The 16,735-nt window shown below is 68.6% G+C and carries 15 protein-coding genes and 1 tRNA gene; 5 read left to right on the forward strand and 11 right to left on the reverse strand.

Annotation, left to right across the window (positions count from 1 at the left end; genetic code table 11):
- Nucleotides 1–30: 30 nt before the first annotated feature.
- Nucleotides 31–113: transfer RNA gene (locus LVJ59_RS02360), tRNA-Leu, on the forward strand.
- Between the two features lie 157 nt (nt 114–270).
- Here the strand turns inward: LVJ59_RS02360 and LVJ59_RS02365 are convergent.
- Both LVJ59_RS02365 and LVJ59_RS02370 read right to left on the reverse strand, forming a co-directional pair.
- A complete protein-coding gene (locus LVJ59_RS02365; protein ID WP_232761865.1) occupies nt 271–1,368 on the reverse strand; it encodes a VIT1/CCC1 family protein in 1,098 nt (365 codons plus the stop codon).
- A gap of 156 nt (nt 1,369–1,524) precedes the next feature.
- The gene (locus LVJ59_RS02370; protein ID WP_052193259.1) at nt 1,525–3,267 is read right to left on the reverse strand and encodes a DEAD/DEAH box helicase; all 1,743 of its coding nucleotides are present in this window, start codon (nt 3,265–3,267) and stop codon (nt 1,525–1,527) included.
- Nucleotides 3,268–3,415: 148 nt separating this feature from the next.
- Here LVJ59_RS02370 and LVJ59_RS02375 point away from each other — a divergent pair, with 148 nt between their 5' ends.
- Entirely contained in the window at nt 3,416–4,243 is an 828-nt protein-coding gene (locus LVJ59_RS02375; protein ID WP_131491006.1) for an SGNH/GDSL hydrolase family protein, read from the forward strand.
- A gap of 3 nt (nt 4,244–4,246) precedes the next feature.
- On the opposite strand, the gene LVJ59_RS02380 is transcribed toward LVJ59_RS02375, so the two are convergent.
- Nucleotides 4,247–5,047, reverse strand: a complete 801-nt coding sequence (locus LVJ59_RS02380) for an RNA methyltransferase (protein ID WP_047519725.1) — start codon at nt 5,045–5,047, stop codon at nt 4,247–4,249.
- A 98-nt stretch (nt 5,048–5,145) separates the two neighbouring features.
- Here LVJ59_RS02380 and LVJ59_RS02385 point away from each other — a divergent pair, with 98 nt between their 5' ends.
- The gene (locus LVJ59_RS02385; protein ID WP_232761866.1) at nt 5,146–5,985 is read left to right on the forward strand and encodes a Sir2 family NAD-dependent protein deacetylase; all 840 of its coding nucleotides are present in this window, start codon (nt 5,146–5,148) and stop codon (nt 5,983–5,985) included.
- Complete coding sequence (locus LVJ59_RS02390; RefSeq protein WP_047519628.1) at nt 5,982–6,569, forward strand: histidine phosphatase family protein; 588 nt, start codon at nt 5,982–5,984, stop codon at nt 6,567–6,569. The genes LVJ59_RS02385 and LVJ59_RS02390 overlap by 4 nt, the downstream gene beginning before the upstream one ends.
- Nucleotides 6,570–6,587: 18 nt before the next feature.
- On the opposite strand, the gene LVJ59_RS02395 is transcribed toward LVJ59_RS02390, so the two are convergent.
- From LVJ59_RS02395 to LVJ59_RS02415, 5 genes are read right to left on the reverse strand one after another with little or no spacing between them, the layout of a single operon-like run.
- The gene (locus tag LVJ59_RS02395) at nt 6,588–7,394 is read right to left on the reverse strand and encodes a CoA ester lyase (RefSeq protein WP_232761867.1); all 807 of its coding nucleotides are present in this window, start codon (nt 7,392–7,394) and stop codon (nt 6,588–6,590) included.
- Complete coding sequence (locus LVJ59_RS02400) at nt 7,391–7,879, reverse strand: MaoC family dehydratase (protein WP_232761868.1); 489 nt, start codon at nt 7,877–7,879, stop codon at nt 7,391–7,393. Before LVJ59_RS02400 ends, LVJ59_RS02395 begins: the two co-directional genes overlap by 4 nt.
- A 10-nt stretch (nt 7,880–7,889) precedes the next feature.
- Nucleotides 7,890–9,038 carry an acyl-CoA dehydrogenase family protein gene (locus LVJ59_RS02405; protein WP_232761869.1) on the reverse strand — a complete coding sequence of 383 codons (1,149 nt, stop codon included), beginning with the start codon at nt 9,036–9,038 and terminating at the stop codon, nt 7,890–7,892.
- Nucleotides 9,039–9,040: 2 nt separating this feature from the next.
- On the reverse strand, nt 9,041–10,963 hold the full coding sequence (locus LVJ59_RS02410) for a biotin carboxylase N-terminal domain-containing protein (RefSeq protein WP_232761870.1): 1,923 nt from the start codon (nt 10,961–10,963) through the stop codon (nt 9,041–9,043).
- Between the two features lie 5 nt (nt 10,964–10,968).
- On the reverse strand, nt 10,969–12,522 hold the full coding sequence (locus LVJ59_RS02415; RefSeq protein ID WP_232761871.1) for a carboxyl transferase domain-containing protein: 1,554 nt from the start codon (nt 12,520–12,522) through the stop codon (nt 10,969–10,971).
- A gap of 112 nt (nt 12,523–12,634) precedes the next feature.
- Between LVJ59_RS02415 and LVJ59_RS02420 the strand changes: the two genes are divergently transcribed.
- Nucleotides 12,635–13,243: a TetR/AcrR family transcriptional regulator gene (locus LVJ59_RS02420; RefSeq protein ID WP_232761872.1), complete on the forward strand. Its 609-nt coding sequence runs from the start codon at nt 12,635–12,637 to the stop codon at nt 13,241–13,243.
- Here LVJ59_RS02420 and LVJ59_RS02425 read toward each other — a convergent pair.
- The 3 genes from LVJ59_RS02425 to pdhA are packed head-to-tail and all read right to left on the reverse strand — an operon-like array spanning nt 13,236 to nt 16,719.
- Nucleotides 13,236–14,594 carry a dihydrolipoamide acetyltransferase family protein gene (locus LVJ59_RS02425; RefSeq protein WP_232761873.1) on the reverse strand — a complete coding sequence of 453 codons (1,359 nt, stop codon included), beginning with the start codon at nt 14,592–14,594 and terminating at the stop codon, nt 13,236–13,238. The genes LVJ59_RS02420 and LVJ59_RS02425 overlap by 8 nt on opposite strands.
- Entirely contained in the window at nt 14,591–15,601 is a 1,011-nt protein-coding gene (locus tag LVJ59_RS02430; protein ID WP_131490996.1) for an alpha-ketoacid dehydrogenase subunit beta, read from the reverse strand. Before LVJ59_RS02430 ends, LVJ59_RS02425 begins: the two co-directional genes overlap by 4 nt.
- Nucleotides 15,602–15,603: 2 nt before the next feature.
- Nucleotides 15,604–16,719 carry a pyruvate dehydrogenase (acetyl-transferring) E1 component subunit alpha gene (pdhA, locus tag LVJ59_RS02435; RefSeq protein WP_232763140.1) on the reverse strand — a complete coding sequence of 372 codons (1,116 nt, stop codon included), beginning with the start codon at nt 16,717–16,719 and terminating at the stop codon, nt 15,604–15,606.
- Nucleotides 16,720–16,735 lie beyond the last annotated feature (16 nt).

Here is a 16,735-nt window from a genome sequence, read left to right on the forward strand (position 1 = left end):
TCTTCGGTCGGCAACGATCATCCAACACCTGCGCGGGTGGCGGAATGGTAGACGCGCTACGTTGAGGTCGTAGTGCCCGTAAGGGCGTGGGGGTTCAAGTCCCCCTCCGCGCACAGACAGCCCCGGAGCATGACTGGTTCGCCAGGAATGCTCCGGGGCTTCTTCGTTCGTGCTCCGGTTCGATCGCGAGATACTCCATCGGAGACCCCCCGGGCATCATCCATGACGAGGACGGCGCTCGGACGATCACGATCTCCTCGGCCGGATAGGTCAGACTGCCCCGACGCCGAAGAGCACGCCGAGCACGTAGGTGATCGCTGCCGCTCCGAAGCCGATCGCGAGCTGACGGAGTGCGCGCCGCAAGGGCGGTCCGCCCGAGAGCACCCCGACCATGGCGCCGGTGCTCAGCAGCGCGATGCCGACCAGCACCAGTGCGACGACGATCGCGTTCGTCCCCTCCAGCCCGAAGATCCACGGCAGCACGGGGATGATCGCGCCGGAGGCGAACAGCAGGAAGCTCGAGACCGCCGCGGTCCAATCGCTGCCGACGATCTCATGGTCGTCCGCGCGCTGGGCGTTGATCGGACCGGTCGTGGCTCCACGGACCCCGGCCTGCGCGGCGGTGACGATACGCCGCGCGCGAGCCAGCGACTCTTCCTGTTCCATGCCGCGCGCGCGATAGACGAGCGCCAGTTCGTTCTCGTCGATGTCGAGGTCTCCCGCGGACGCCGTGGCATCGTCGTTGGCGGCGGTGGCTGCGAGCAACTCGCGCTGCGACCGCACGGACACGAACTCTCCCGCGCCCATCGACAGGGCACCGGCGAGGAGGCCGGCGATGCCGCTGAACAGGACGAATCCCGAGCTGACCCCGGTCGCGCCGATACCGAGCACGAGAGCGAGATTGCTCACGAGGCCGTCGTTGGCACCGAAGACGGCAGCGCGGAACGAGCCGGAGAGGCGCCGTCGGCCTCGAGCCGCGAGTCCACGGACGACCTCATAGTGGACCTTCTCGTCGGCACGCATCGCCGGGGTCGCATACTGCTCGGAGTCATACGGCGAACGCGCTTCGGCGTTCTGCGCGAGGGCCAGCACGAAGATCGATCCGAACCGACCGGCCATCCAGCCGAGCATCCTCGACCGGACACCCGCCCGGGGGAGCTTCTCGGGCTCCGCTCCGAGCAGGTCGAGCCAGTGCTGCTCGTGTCGACGTTCCGCGTCAGCGAGGCTGAGCAGGATCTCCCGCTCCTCCCCCGTGCGTCGGGCTGCGAGCTTCTGGTAGACGGAGCCCTCAGCGCGCTCCTCGACGAGATAGCGGGCCCAGCGCCGACGGTCGGCGGGGGTCGGGGTGTCGGCAGCGGGCGCTGTCATGGATCCTCCAGAACGGTCAATGCCCGGGTCGCGGGCAACCGTTCCACGCTATCCGGACCGCCCCGCCGACACCTCGCTCAGACGCGGATTGACAGCATTTCGGGGATCCGAATCGGGCGGCACGAGGTCGCGTCCGACACGCACCGATCGCTCAGCTCAGGAGCGCACGCGCTTGCGCAGGACCTCGATGCGCGACTGCAGTTGCGTCACCGTGGCTTGTGCGACCGCGGGGCCGCCGCAGATCCGCCGGAGTTCGGCATGGACCGCGCCGTGCGGTTCGCCCTTCTGCCGGGCGTACAGGCCGACGAGGCTGTTCAACAGCTGTCGCTGCTCCTTCAGGGTGCGGTGAAGCGGCGGGGGCAGCGTCGTCGTCTCGGCAGGGCCAGCGGAGGCCTCCCGAGCCTCCCGCAACCGGGATTGCCGCGATTGTCGCTGCATGAGCAACTCATGCACGTGCTCGGGTTCGAGGAGCCCGGGGAATCCGATGAACTCCTCTTCCTCCGGCGTACCCGGCTCGGCCAGCTGACCGAACTCCTGGCCCTCGAACACGACCCGATCGAAGTGGGCGACCGAGGAGAGCGCCTGATAGCTGAACTCCTGTGTCAGCGCGTCAGAGGTCTCCTCTTCCCGGTTCGCACTCTCGAGCAACGAATCATCGAGACCGTCTTCCTCTTTCGACTGACGGTCGAGCGCGTGATCGCGCTGTTTGTCCATCTCGTTCGCAAGGCCCATGAGCACAGGCACCTGCGGCAAGAACACACTGGCGGCCTCACCGCGACGCCGGGCTCGCACGAACCGACCGATGGCCTGCGCGAAGAACAGAGGCGTCGAGGAGGAGGTGGCATACACGCCGACTGCGAGCCGCGGCACATCGACGCCTTCCGAGACCATGCGCACGGCGACCATCCACCGGTCCGTGCTCGCGCTGAACTTCTCGATGCGTTCGGAGGCCGTGGCGTCGTCGGAGAGCACGATCGTCGGCTGTTGACGTGTGATGCTGTGGAGGATCTTCGCGTAGGCGCGCGCGACCGTCTGATCCGTGGCGAGGACGAGCCCGCCGGCATCGGGTACGTGGTGGCGGATCTCGGTGAGGCGTCGGTCCGCTGCGGACAGCACCGCGGGCATCCAGTCGCCCTCGGGATCGAGTGCCGTGCGCCAGGCCTGCGACGTCACGTCTTTCGTGTTGTCCTGACCGAGATGCGTCTCGAGCTCGTCTCCCGTGGTCGTGCGCCAACGCATCTTCCCGGCATACATGTGGAACAGCACCGGGCGCACGACGCCGTCCGCCAACGCCCGCCCGTAGCCGTAGTTGTAGTCGGTGCGTGAGACGCGCGCACCGGACTCGTCGGGATGGTACTCGACGAACGGGATCGGTGCCGTATCGCTTCGGAACGGGGTCCCCGACAACAGCAGACGTCGCTTCGCGGGGCCGTACGCATCGCGGATGGCGTCTCCCCAGCTCAACGCGTCCCCGCCGTGATGCACCTCGTCGAGGATCACGAGGGTCTTCGCGTCTTCCGTCAGATGCCGATGCACGGAGGACTTCGCCGCGACCTGCGCGTAGGTCACGACGGCACCGTGATAGTGCCGCGCCGGTGCCCAGTCACTGTTGCGGAACCGAGGATCGAGGCGGATGTGCACCCGCGACGCGGCATCCGCCCACTGCGTCTTGAGGTGTTCCGTCGGCGCGACGACGATGATCCGATTGACCTCGCCCATGCGCATCAGCTCGACCGCGAGAGTCAGGGCGAAGGTGGTCTTGCCGGCACCGGGTGTGGCCGCGACGAGGAAGTCCCGTTGGTCGTCGCGGAAGTACTGGTCGAGCGCTTCCTGCTGCCAGGCACGCAGCTTGCTCGCGGTTCCCCATGGGGCACGCTGAGGAAAGGACGGAGAGAGCATCGACTCCACGATAATCGTTGCCGACGACACTGCGTCACCGGCGCACTCCCCCGCGCGCGCCCCGCCCATCGGTGGGTCCCTCGGGGTAGGATCTGTCACTGCGCTGCGGCCACCGCCGCTCCGCGGAACGTTCGCGAAGGAGAGCTGGATGACCGACCAGGATTCGACTCGGACCCCCTATGTACCCAACGAGACGGCGCATCCGTGGCGCCGGTTCGTGGCACTCGGCGACTCGTTCACTGAAGGGATCGGTGACCCCGATCCGGCACATCCGGGAAGCCACCGCGGCTGGGCTGACCGCGTCGCCGAAGTCCTCGCCGCCCAGGTGGACGACTTCGCCTATGCGAACCTCGCGGTGCGCGGCAAGCTGATCGCGCAGATCGTCGCCGACCAGGTCGAGCCCGCCGTGGCGCTGCGCCCGGACCTCGTGTCCATCTGCGCCGGCGGCAACGACGTGATCCGCCCCGGCACCGACCCGGACGCGATCGCCAGCCAACTCGACGACGCCGTCGCCCGCCTCGCTTCCACGGGGGCGGCAGTGCTGCTCTTCACCGGTATCGACACCGGCTTCACGCCGGTCTTCCGCGCCTTTCGTGGGAAGGTCGCGATCTACAACGAGAACGTCCGCGCGATCGCCGAGCGCCACGACTGCATCGTCGCCGACCAGTGGGCGCTCAAGGTCGTGCAGGACATGCGCTTCTTCGACGACGACCGCCTCCACTACAACGCACTCGGCCACCACGAAGTGGCCCGGATGGTGCTGCGGGCCCTCAACGTCCCGAACGATCTCGAGTCCATGCAGCCCGAGCCCTTCCCGCTGCGGACCTGGCGGGAGGCGCGGTCGGAAGACCTCGGCTGGGCACGGGAGCATCTGGTCCCGTGGGTGCTCCGTCGGCTGCGGCACCAGTCATCCGGCGACAACATCGCCGCCAAGCGGCCCGAGCCCTCGCCGGTCGTCCTGCCCGAAAGGGACTGAGCCTCAGCGCTGCATCGCCCAGAGCGCGACCGCGGCCGCCGATGCCACGTTCAGCGAGTCCACTCCCCCACTCATCGGGATCGTGACGATGTGATCGGCCGCGTCGAGCGCCGTCCGGGAGAGGCCGTCCCCCTCGGAGCCCATCACGAGTGCGACGCGCTCCGGCCGTGCAGCTGCGTATGCATCGAGCGACACGGCATCATCGCGCAAGGCGAGCGCGGCGATGTCGAACCCGGCGGCGTGGAGGTCCTCGACCGCGGAGCCCCAGTCGACGATGCGTGTCCACGGCACCTGGAACACCGTTCCCATACTGACTCGGACGCTCCGCCGGTACAACGGATCCGCGCCACCCGGCGACACCAGGACGGCATCGGCGCCCAGCCCGGCCGCCGCCCGGAAGGCCGCCCCCACGTTCGTGTGGTCGCCGATGTTCTCCAGGATGAGGACGAGCGTCGCCCCTTCCAGCACCGTGCGAACGGACGGGAGCTCCGGGCGGTGCATCGACGCGATCGTCCCGCGATGCACGGCGAACCCGGTGACGGCCTCGGCGACCTCGTCGGGGACGACGTACACCGGCACGTCGAAGTCACCGACGATCGCACGGATGTCCTCCACCCGGCGCTCCTGCACCAGGACGGAGCGCGGAAGGTGTCCGGCGGCGATCGCCCGGGCGATGACCTTCGTCGATTCCGCGATGTACAGCCCGCCCGCCGGTTCGTTCATCGCTCTGAGAGCCGTGTCCGTGAGCCCGCGGTAGTCGTCGAGGCGTGGATCGTGGACGTCGGTCACCGGGAACAGTTGCACGACTCCCACTCTGCCACCGCCGCGCTCGACCCGCGCACGGGGCGTCTCGCGCGATCCCCCGTCGACGCCACACCGTAGACTCGCTCGAGGAGGTCCCCGTGAGCGTGTCGAACATCGCCGAGCTGTCGGCCACCGTCGCCTACGCCGCAGAGCTGCTGCACGGCAAGCGCATCGCCCTCTTGACCGGAGCAGGCATCTCCACGGACTCGGGCATCCCCGCCTACCGCGGCGAGGGAGCCCGAACGCGTAGCGACCCGATGACGATCCAGACCTATCTCGGCGACGAAGCGGCACGGCGACGCTACTGGGTGGGCGGGCATCTGGGCTGGCATGCGTTCGCCAGTGCCGCCCCCAACCCCGGGCACACAGCTCTTGCTCGACTCGAAGCCGCCGGCAAAGTGTCCGGGGTCATCACCCAGAACGTCGACGGACTGCATCTGCGTGCCGGAAGCTCCCACGTGATCGAGGTGCACGGCACGATGCGCCGGGTGCTCTGCCTGCACTGCGGCCAGGTCTTCGATCGCCGCGACATCGCCGTGCAGATCGAGGAACTCAATCCCTGGATCACCGTCCCCGAGAACATCGCTCTCGCGCCGGACGGCGACGTCCTCCCCGAGAGCACGGACGGCTTCATCGTCCCGGTGTGCACGGTGTGCGACGGGATGCTGAAGCCGGATGTGGTCTTCTTCGGCGAGTACGTGCCGCAGGACCGCTTCCGCGCGGCCGAGTCGCTGCTCCGCTCCAGTTCCGCCCTGATCGTCGCCGGCTCTTCGCTGGTGGTCAACTCAGGGGTGCGCCTCGTCGAGCGCGCCCGCCGCCGCAGCATCCCCCTCATCATCGTCAACCGGGAGCCGACGCGTGCGGACACCTGGGCCGATCTCACCATCGCCGCAGGTACCAGCGACGTGCTCCCCGCACTCCAGGAGCTCCTCACGTGACCTACCTCACGCTCGTCCGCCATGGCCAGACCGACTGGAACCTCGCACGGCGCATCCAGGGATCGACCGACATCCCGCTGAACGAGACCGGTCGGGAAGACGCACGTTGGGCCGCGGAGAAGCTCGCGGGGACGACCCATCACGCCGTGTACTCGAGTCCGCTGCTTCGGGCCAGGGAGACGGCGGAGATCATCGCGGACAGGCTCGGACTAGAGCTCGCCGCCGTCGTCCCGGACATCCGTGAGCGTGAATTCGGCGATGGCGAAGGTCTGCTCGTCGAGGACTACATCCGCACCTACGGAGACTGGCACGCCGAGGTGCCGGGTGCGGAGACACTGCACGAGGTGGGTGTGCGCGCCATCGCCGCGCTCCACGCGATCGACCGCGAAGCGCGGCGCCGTTCAGCTCCGCAGGCGGAGTCCGTTCTTGTCGTCGCGCACGGGGGAGTGATCCGCGCGGTGATCGACCACGTCTCCGGCGGCACGCTCCCCCGTGAGGGCGATGTCCTGCGCAACGGCTCCGTGCACCGCTTCGTGGCGGCTCCGGGATACCTGCGCCTGCTGGAGGAGTCACCGGTCCTCTGAGTTGATCCGCGCGCGCTGTCAGCGTGCGCGGGAGACGATGGAGCGCGCGTGGCGAAGCACGGGCTCGTCGATCATGCGTCCTTCGAATCGGAACACACCGCGTTCGCTCGCGGCGGCTGCGAGCACCGCACGCGCCCAGTCGATGCGCGTGTCATCGGGCCGGTAGGCGGCACGGATGTGCTCGACCTGGCTCGGGTGGATGCAGGCGGTCGCGCGGAAACCGGAGGCGGCGGCATCCCGCGCCTCCCGCTGAAGGCCGTCTGAATCGTCGAGATCGATGTGCACGGCGTCGATGGCCGCCTTGCCGTGTGCGCCCGCCTCGAGGAGAACGCGCGCGCGAGCGTAGCGGGCGATGTCGCGATAGCCTCCGTCGGCGTTCCGTGACGAGGTCCCTCCGAGCGAGGCGACGAGGTCCTCGGCGCCCCACATCATCGCGGACACGGTCGGGTGCGCGGCGATGCGGTCCGCCGCGTGGATCCCACGGGCGGTCTCGCAGAGGGCGATCAGCGAGAAGCGCGCGTCGAATGCCGCGAGGCTCTCCGCGCTCTCCGTCTTCGCCACCATCACGGTGCGGAAGTCGGTCTGAGCCAGCGCCGAGAGGTCGGCCGTGAAGGCATCGGTGTCCGGGGCATTGACGCGCACGATCACGCGGTCAGGATCGATATCGGCGGCGATCACGTTCCGACGCGCGGCATCTTTCGCATCCGGGAGCACGGCATCCTCGAGGTCGAGGATGACGGCATCGGCTCGCTCGGAGGCCTTCTGGAAGCGCTCAGGGCGATCGGCGGGGCAGAACAGCAAAGCGGGCCCGAGGTCGAAATTCACGCCGTGGCTCCTTCCGGAAGGCAGTGCACGAGCACAGAGCGCACGGCGGTGGCGACGACCGTCCCGTCCTGGTTGCGTCCGGTGTGCGCGATCTTCACGATGCCCTGCCCCGGTCGGGATGAGGACAGCCGCTTCTCCACGATGACGCTCTCGGTATAGAGCGTGTCGCCGGCGAACAGCGGATGCGGGAATGCCACGTCACCGAAGCCGAGTTGTGCCACGAGGGTCCCCTGCGTCAACTGGGCGACCGAGGAGCCCACCATCGTCGACAGGGTCCACATCGAGTTCATCAGCCGCGCGTGGAACGGATCCTGCGCATCGGCGAACGCCGCATCGAGATGGAGCGCCTGCGTGTTCATGGTCAGTGTCGTGAAGAGAACGTTGTCGGCCTCGGTCGCCGTACGCCCCGGACTGTGCAGGTAACGGGCGTCGCTCTCGAACTCCTCGTAGTACAGCCCCCGCTGGAGGATGTCGTGCGTGGTCATACCGGCCACGCTACCCGGCGAGCCCGAGACCGCGCGCGATCACGAGGAGCTGTACTTCGGTGGTGCCCTCGCCGATCTCGAGGATCTTCGAGTCGCGGTAGTGACGCGCCACGGGGAACTCGTTCATGAACCCGTTCCCTCCGAAGATCTGGGTCGCATCCCTGGCATTGTCCATCGCGGCTTCGCCGCCGACGAGCTTGGCGATCGCCGCCGCTTCGGCGAAGGGCTTGCCCGCATCCCGCAGCCTGGCGGCGTGGTGCCAGGCGAGTCGGGCGGTATGCACCCGCGCGCGCATCCGTGCCAGCGTGAACTGCGCGTTCTGCCGAGTGCTCAGCGCGGCGCCGAAGATGGTGCGGCTCTTGGCGTACTCGACAGCGGCCTCCAGGCACCCCTCGGCTGCACCGGTCGACAGTGCAGCGATCGCGATGCGCCCTTCGTCGAGGATGCTGAGGAAGCTGCGGAAGCCCGTTCCCCGCTCACCCAGCAGGTTCGATGCGGGCACCCGGGCACCGTCGAAGGTCAGTGGATGCGTGTCGGACGCGTTCCAGCCCACCTTGTCGTACGGTGCCTCGACCGTGAACCCCGGCGTGCCGTTGGGGACGATGATCGTGGAGATCTCCTTGCGACCGTTCTCGTTCCCCGTGACGGCGGTGACCGTCACGAAGCGCGTGATGGGCGTGCCCGAGTTGGTGATGAACTGCTTCGAGCCGTCGATGACCCATTCGTCACCGTCGAGTCGGGCCGTGGTCCTGGTGGCACCGGCATCGCTTCCCGCTTCCGGCTCGGTGAGACCGAAACCCGCCAACGCTCGTCCTGCGAGAAGATCCGGCAGCAGCTCGCGGCGCTGCTCCTCGGTGCCGAAGCGGAAGATCGGCATCGCGCCCAGGCTGACACCTGCCTCGAGCGTGATCGCGATCGACTGATCCACGCGACCGAGGGCCTCGATCGCGATGCCGAGCGCCATGTAGTCGCCGCCCTGGCCGCCGTACTCCTCCGGGAACGGCAGTCCGAACAATCCGAGATCGCCCATCTGCGCCACGACATCCATCGACAGCGTGTGCGAGCGGTCGGCCTCGTAGGCCTGCGGTGCGACGACGGTGTCGGCGAACTCCCGCACCATGGCGGCGAGCTCGCGCTCCTCCTCGGACAGATCTTCCATGTTCAGCTCTCCTCCGTCGTCACACGGGCGACCGGTTGGTCGCGCCGCACCTGGTCGCCGACCGCGACCAGCAGATGCACCACCCCGTCGTGGGGTGCCAGCACAGGGTGTTCCATCTTCATCGCCTCGATCGAGACGAGTGCATCACCGGCGGACACCGGATCCCCGTCCGCGACGTGTACCGCGACGACGCTGCCCGGCATCGGGGCGCGTCCTTCCGGTTCCGTCGCCGCAACCCCCGCGTCACGCGCGGACAGTCGTCGCAGCATCCGCTGCTTCCGGTCGAGGGGCCGGAGGCGCACGGTGCGACCGCCCTCGGCGACCCACACGGCTCCATCGCCATCCACGGCGGCACGGATCGCTTCGCGCGACCCGGTGGGAGACGTCTCCGTGAGCGCGATCTCGTCGTCGGCGTCCGTGAGTGCGACGAACGGCGCGCCTGCCACCTCTGCGGCCCCCACGCGCCACCCCGGAAGCTCATGCCACAGGGGGCTCGTCCGCACCGGCTCGGCGTGCCCGGAAACCGCCTCTCGCGCCGCGGCGAGCTGCGCCGACGAAGGCCTCTCCGCGTCGAACGGAAGCAGGGTGTCGATGAGACCCGTGTCGAGGTCGCCGGCGAGGACGCGCTCGTCCTGACAGAGGGCCCGGAGGAACGCGATGTTCGTCTCGACGCCCAACACGACCGTGCGTGCGAGCGCCTCGTCGAGACGAGCAAGTGCAGTGGCACGGTCATCTGCGAACGCGATCACCTTCGCGATCATCGGGTCGTAGTACCCCGTCACCGCGCTTCCTGTCTCGATCGCGGCGTCGACGCGGACACCGATAGGGGGCTCGAACAGCAGAACAGTCCCGGTCGAGGGGAGGAATCCGCGCTCCGGCGACTCCGCGTACACGCGGGCCTCCACGGCGTGACCACGCAGACGGGGCGCGATCGCGAGCGGAAGCCCATCCGCGGCACGGAGTTGGAGAGCGACGAGATCGAGCCCGGTGACCTCCTCGGTCACCGGGTGCTCCACCTGCAGCCGGGTGTTCATCTCGATGAAGAACACCTCATCGGGAGCATCGGCGTCGATGAGGAACTCGACTGTGCCCGCGCCGACGTACTCGACACTCTCAGCCGCGAGGACGGCCGCCGCGAGCAGCTGTTCCCGGGTATGTGCGGGAATGCCGGCGGACGGTGCCTCCTCGATGACCTTCTGGTGCCGTCGCTGCAGCGTGCATTCCCGTTCGCCGAGCGCGACGACCGTCCCGTGCGCATCTCCGAAGACCTGCACCTCGATGTGCCGTGGGCGCCTGATCAGGCGTTCGAGGATCAGAGCATCGTCCCCGAACGCCGCGGCCGCCACACGTCGTGCGGAGGCGAGCGCGACTGGAAGCCCCGTCGCGTCGACGACGACCTCCATGCCTTTGCCGCCGCCGCCGGCGCTGGGTTTCACCAGCAGCGGGTACCCGACGCGCTCCGCCTCCTCGGCGATCTCGAGATCGGACAGGCCCTTGGCATCGAAGCCGGGGACCACGGGAACGCCGTAGCGCAGGACATGGTCACGAGCGCGCGCTTTGTCCCCCATGATCTGCAGAGCCTTCACCGAGGGCCCGATGAAGACGATGCCGCTCTCCGCGCAGGCCTCCGCGAGTCCGACGCTCTCGGAGAGGAACCCGTAACCGGGGTGGATGGCCTGGGCACCGGTGCTGCGGGCGGCGGCGATCACGGCATCGATGTCGAGGTACGACTCCGCCGCCGGTGCAGGTCCGATCCGCACGGCGACGTCCGCCTCGCGCACGTGCGGTGCCGAGGCATCGGCGTCGCTGTACACCGCGACGCTGCGGATGCCGAGGGCGCGGAGGGTGCGGATCACGCGCCTGGCGATCTCGCCGCGGTTGGCGACGAGGACGGTGTGGAAGGAGATCTCGGGTGACGACGACATGGCACTCACATCCGGAAGACGCCGAAGCGCGGTTCGGGCAGCGGACTGCGGGCGACGACATCGAGGGCGAGGCCCAGGAGGTCGCGGGTCTGAGCGGGATCGACGATGCCGTCGTCCCACAGTCGAGCAGTCGCGTAGTACGGCTCTCCCTGATGCTCATACTGTTCGCGGATCGGCGACTCGAAGGCGGCGCGCTCGGCACTGCTCCAGCTCTCGCCGCGCGCGGAGAGCTGGTCTTCCTTGACGGTCGCGAGGACCGAAGCCGCTTGCGTCCCGCCCATCACGGAGATGCGGCTGGCCGGCCAGGTCCAGAGGAAGCGGGGTGAGTAGGCCCGTCCGCACATCGAGTAGTTGCCCGCCCCGAAGGATCCGCCGATGATGACCGTGAGCTTCGGCACCCTCGTGCTCGCGACAGCTGTCACCATCTTCGCGCCGTCCTTGGCGATACCACCGGCCTCGGCATCGGAGCCGACCATGAATCCCGTGATGTTCTGCAGGAAGAGCAGAGGGATACCCCGCTGATCGCACAGCTCGATGAAGTGCGCTCCCTTGAGCGCGGACTCGCTGAACAGCACCCCGTTGTTCGCGACGACACCGACGGGATGCCCGTGGAGTCGGGCGAAGCCGGTGATCAGAGTCGTGCCGTACTCGGGCTTGAACTCGAGGAAGGTGTCGCCGTCGACCAGCCGCGCGATGACCTCGTGCACGTCGTAGGCGGCGTTGACGTCGACCGGAACGGCGTCGTAGAGACTGGACGGATCCGACGGCGGCCGGCTGGTGGCAACTTCCCACGCGGGTGCTGCGGGCGGGGGAAGCGTGGCGACGATGTCACGAAGGATCTCGAGTGCGTGCTCATCGTCTTCGGCGAGATGGTCGACCACGCCGCTGCGTCGTGCGTGCAACTCACCGCCGCCGAGCTCCTCCGCGGTCACGACCTCGCCGATCGCGGCCTTCACGAGCGGTGGGCCGCCGAGGAAGATGGTGCCCTGCCCCTTGACGATCACGGTCTCGTCACTCATCGCGGGCACGTAGGCGCCACCGGCCGTGCAGGAGCCGAGCACGGCGGCGAGCTGCGGGATACCTTCCGCGGACATGCGCGCCTGATTGAAGAAGATCCGGCCGAAATGCTCCCGGTCCGGGAACACCTCGTCCTGTTTCGGCAGGAATGCCCCTCCCGAGTCGACCAGGTAGAGGCACGGCAGACGGTTCTCGAGCGCGATCTCCTGGGCCCGCAGGTGCTTCTTGACGGTGAGGGGGAAGTAGGTGCCTCCCTTCACCGTCGCGTCGTTGCAGACGACCATCACGTGACGGCCGTGGACGAGACCGATGCCGGCGATCACACCTGCTCCCGGGGCCTCTCCCCCGTACAGGCCGTCGGCCGCGAGCGGGGCCACCTCCAGGAACGGGCTGTCTTCGTCGAGGACCCGTGCGACACGGTCGCGCGGGAGGAGCTTCCCCCGGGAGACATGGCGTTCTCGGGACGCCTCCGGTCCCCCGAGCGCGGCCGTCGCGAGGCGTTCTCGCAGCTCCCGCGCGAGTGACTCCTGAGTTGCGGGCATCGTGATGTCCTCCTCGACCCACGTCCGCGCAGGCGACAGCCCTGGCGCGGTGCATGCACTTTCGGTTAGTGTTCACTAACCCGTTGCTTCAGGTTAGCGAGGATTAACTGAGATGACAAGCCCGGTCACCGCCCGAGACCGCGCCAAGGCCGAACGGTCCGATGCGATCCTGCACGCCGCCGCACGACTCTTCGCCGCGCGCGGGTACAGCGGCGTGAGCCTGGAAGACATCGGCGCAGCCGTCGGCGTCTCCGGTCCCGCCGTCTACCGCCACTTCGCGGGGAAGCAAGCCCTGCTGGGCGCAGTTCTCGTCAAGGTCAGCGAGGACCTCATCCGAGGGGGTCAGCGCGTCGCCGAGGAAGCTCCGACCGCCGACGAGCGGATGCGCGCGTTGATCCGCTTCCACGTCGACTTCGCTCTGGGCAACGCCGAGGTCATCCAGGTGCAGGATCGCGACCTGGCTTATCTGAGCGACTCCGACCGCGCCGATGTCCGCCGATTGCAGCGTTCCTACATCGAGCTCTGGATGTCGGCGCTTTCGCCGTTGCACGCGGCTTCCGAGGGCACCGTCGACCAAGACGAGCTGCGCCTCCGTGTCCAGGCGTGTTTCGGACTCATCAACTCCACCCCTCACAGCACGCGCGCCGCTGCCAGGCAGCGCTCCGCCACCGCGACCGTGCTGGTCGCGATGGCGGAGGCCGCTCTGCGCGCGACTACCTGAGGAGCATCGCTCTTCCCGGTTCCTCGAGGATGTCGGCGACGTCCTTGAGGAACCGCGCTCCTTCTGCGCCGTCCACCAAGCGGTGGTCGAAGGACAGACTGAGCGTCATGACGTCACGAAGCGCGATCTCGCCGCGGTGCTCCCACGGCTGTCGCCGAACAGCACCGATCGCCAGGATCCCGGACTGCCCCGGCGGGAGGATGGGCGTGCCTGCATCGACTCCGAAGACGCCGATGTTCGAGATCGAGAACGTGCCGCCCGCGAGCTCGGCGGGCGAGGTCTTTCCCGCGCGCGCGACCTCGGCCAGCGACTTCACCGCATCCGCCAGGCCGAGCAGCGTGAGCTGTTCCGCGTCCCTGATCATCGGGACGATGAGTCCTCGATCCGTCGCGGCGGCGATCCCGAGGTCCACGTAGTTGTGCTGGACGATCTCGCCGGCTGCCTCATCCCACCGGGAGTTCAGTCCAGGGGTGCGCCCCAGGGCGAGGCAGACCGCCTTCGCCACGACGGTCAGAGGGCCGATGCGGTGCTCGGCGAGCGAACGGTCTTCACGGAGACGGGCGAGGAGTTCCATCGTTCCGGTCACGTCGACCGTGTGGAAGACGGTGACGTGCGGCGCCGTGAACGCGCTCTGCACCATCGCCGCAGCCGTGTGTCTGCGCACACCGCGGATCGGGATGCGCGTCTCGCGCTGTTCGTCGCCGAGAGCCGCGGCACTGGACGGCACGGTCGATCCGCTCACCGCGTCTTCCTCGCCCCCTGTCCCCACGGCGCCGACCCGCTCCGCATAGGCGTCGACGTCTGCGCGGGTGACGACGCGGTCGCCCACCTCAGCGGCGACGAGCACCAGATCGATCCCGAGACGTTTCGCATGGGCGCGCACCGGTGGTGTCGATCGCGGCCGCTCGATCGGGGCCTCGACGGCGGCGGACGAGGTGGCATCATGCGGCGCCGCCTCGAGGACCGCCGTGTCGACCGCAGTCGCGGTGACGCCGACTCGCCGGGCACGTCGCGCTGGACGTCCCGCAGACGTGGGTGCCGCTCCATAACCGACGAGGTTGGGCTGGGCCTTCTCCCCCGATGCGGCGGCCGGAGTCGGCCCGCTCTCGTTGCCGACCACGTCGAAGTCAATCAGGGGTGCTCCGACGGCGACGGTCTCGCCGGCCTCGGCGTGGAGCGTCGCCACCGTTCCGGCATAGGGAGAGGGAAGTTCCACGATCGCTTTCGCGGTCTCGACCTCGGCGAGCGTCTGGTTGAGCGTGACCGTGTCGCCGGGAGAGACCAGCCAGGACACCACTTCGGCCTCGGTGAGCCCTTCCCCGAGATCGGGAAGGCGGAACTCGGCGTTCATGCGTCTGCTCCCGTCAAGCTGTTCGGCCGATCCAGCACGCGATCGACCGCGTCGAGCAGGCGATCGAGGTCGGGCAGGTGGTATTTCTCGAGCTTCGCCGGCGGATACGGGATGTCGTGTCCGGTGACGCGCAGCGGCGCCGACTCGAGGTATTCGAAGCAGCGCTCTGTGATGCTGGCGATCACCTCGGCCGCGACGCCGGCCTCGCGGGAGGCCTCGTGTGCAACGACGACTCGTCCGGTCTTCCGTACGGAGGCGGCGACCGAGTCGTAATCGACCGGCGAGAGCGAGCGCAGGTCGATGACTTCCAGGGAGATGCCCTCGTCTTCCGCAGCCTCGGCAGCCTGGAGCGCGGTCGACACCATGGCTCCGTACGTGATGAGCGTTGCGTCCGTGCCGGCGCGGACGACACGCGCCAATCCCATCGGAGGTGCGTCGGCGAGGGGTGCGTCGAGGTCGACCTCTCCCTTGTGGTGGTAGAGCCGCTTCGGCTCGAAGAAGATCACGGGGTCATCCGAGGCGATCGCCTGCCGCAGGCTGCGGTACGCGTCCTCGGGATTCGAGACCGCGATCACGCGCAATCCGGCGGTGTGGACGAAGTACGCTTCCGGAGACTCGGAGTGATGCTCCGCCGCACCGATGCCTCCAGCCCACGGGATCCGGATGGTGATGGGCATCTTCACGCGGCCTTGCGTGCGGTAATGCAGCTTCGCGACCTGCGCCACGATCTGATCGAAGGCCGGATAGACGAAGCCGTCGAACTGGATCTCGACCACCGGTCGGTAGCCGCGGAACGCGAGCCCGACCGCTGTACCGACGATGCCGGACTCCGCCAGCGGGGTGTCGATCACGCGCGCGGCGCCGAACTCGTCCAGGAGCCCATCGGTGATGCGGAACACCCCACCGAGCTTCCCGATGTCCTCGCCGAGGAGAACGACTTTGTCGTCGTCGCGCATCGCCTGGCGGAGTCCTGCGCCGAGGGCCTTTCCGAGCGTGAGTTCGGTCATGCTCAGACCTCGCCTTCGAACGAGGCGAGGTACGCCGCATACTCGTCGCGCTGGCGCTCGAGCCCGGTGTGCGGATCGGCGTAGACCCCATCGAACACGGCCAGCGGCGGGCGCGTCACCATGTTCAGGCACGCCGCCCGCATCTCCGACGCGATGACGTCGGCGGCCGCCTGAGTCTCGGCGAGATCCTCGTCCGTCAGGTCTCCGGTGGCGCGCAGGTGCGCCTCCAGCCGCGCGATCGGATCGCGGCGGCGCCACGACTCGAGTTCGTCCTGGTCGCGGTAACGCGTCGGATCGTCGGCCGTCGTGTGCGGACCCATGCGGTACGTGACCGCCTCGATGTAGGCCGGCCCCTTGCCGGAGCGCGCGTGATCGAGCGCCCAGCGCATGGCCGCCATGCAGGCGAGGACATCGTTTCCGTCGACGCGGACGCTGGGGATGCCGAACCCCGGCGCCCGCCCGGCGATCGGATACTGGGACTGCACCGCGACCGGCTCCGAGATGGCCCAGTGGTTGTTCTGGCAGACGAAGACGACCGGTGCCTGGTAGGACGAGGCGAAGATCATCGCCTCGTTCACATCGCCCTGGCTGGTCGCGCCGTCTCCGAAGTACGTCACCGCGACTTCGTCGGCACCGTCGTGCTGAATGCCCAGAGCGTAACCGACCGCGTGAAGCGTCTGCGCGCCGATGATGATCTGCAACGGAGCAACGCCGAGTGCAGCGGGGTCATACGCGGCCCCCTCTTCACCGCGCCACATGCGCACGTAGTCGCCGGGCTCTGCGCCGCGCGCGTAGATGACGCCGGTCTCCCGGTAGCTGGGGAACACGAAGTCGTCCTTCGCGATCGCCCGGGCAGTGCCGATCTGCGTGGCCTCCTGGCCTTGGCAGGGAGCCCAGAGACCGAGCTGGCCCTGCCGCTGGAGCGCCACGCCTTCGGCATCGATCCGGCGGAGGATGACCATGTCGCGGAGCAGAGAGCGCAGCTGTTCGGCATCGACGTCCGAGACGAACGGGTCCAACCGAGGGTTCGCGACACGGTTTCCGTCCGGGGCCAGGATGCGCTCGGAGAGCTCCAGGTCCTGGGCGGTGTCTGCGATGGGGGTGATCTGCGGTGACATCATCGTCCTCCTCGTC

This window comes from Microbacterium sp. KKR3/1, assembly GCF_021272365.1.
In the GTDB taxonomy this organism is placed as follows: domain Bacteria; phylum Actinomycetota; class Actinomycetes; order Actinomycetales; family Microbacteriaceae; genus Microbacterium; species Microbacterium aurugineum.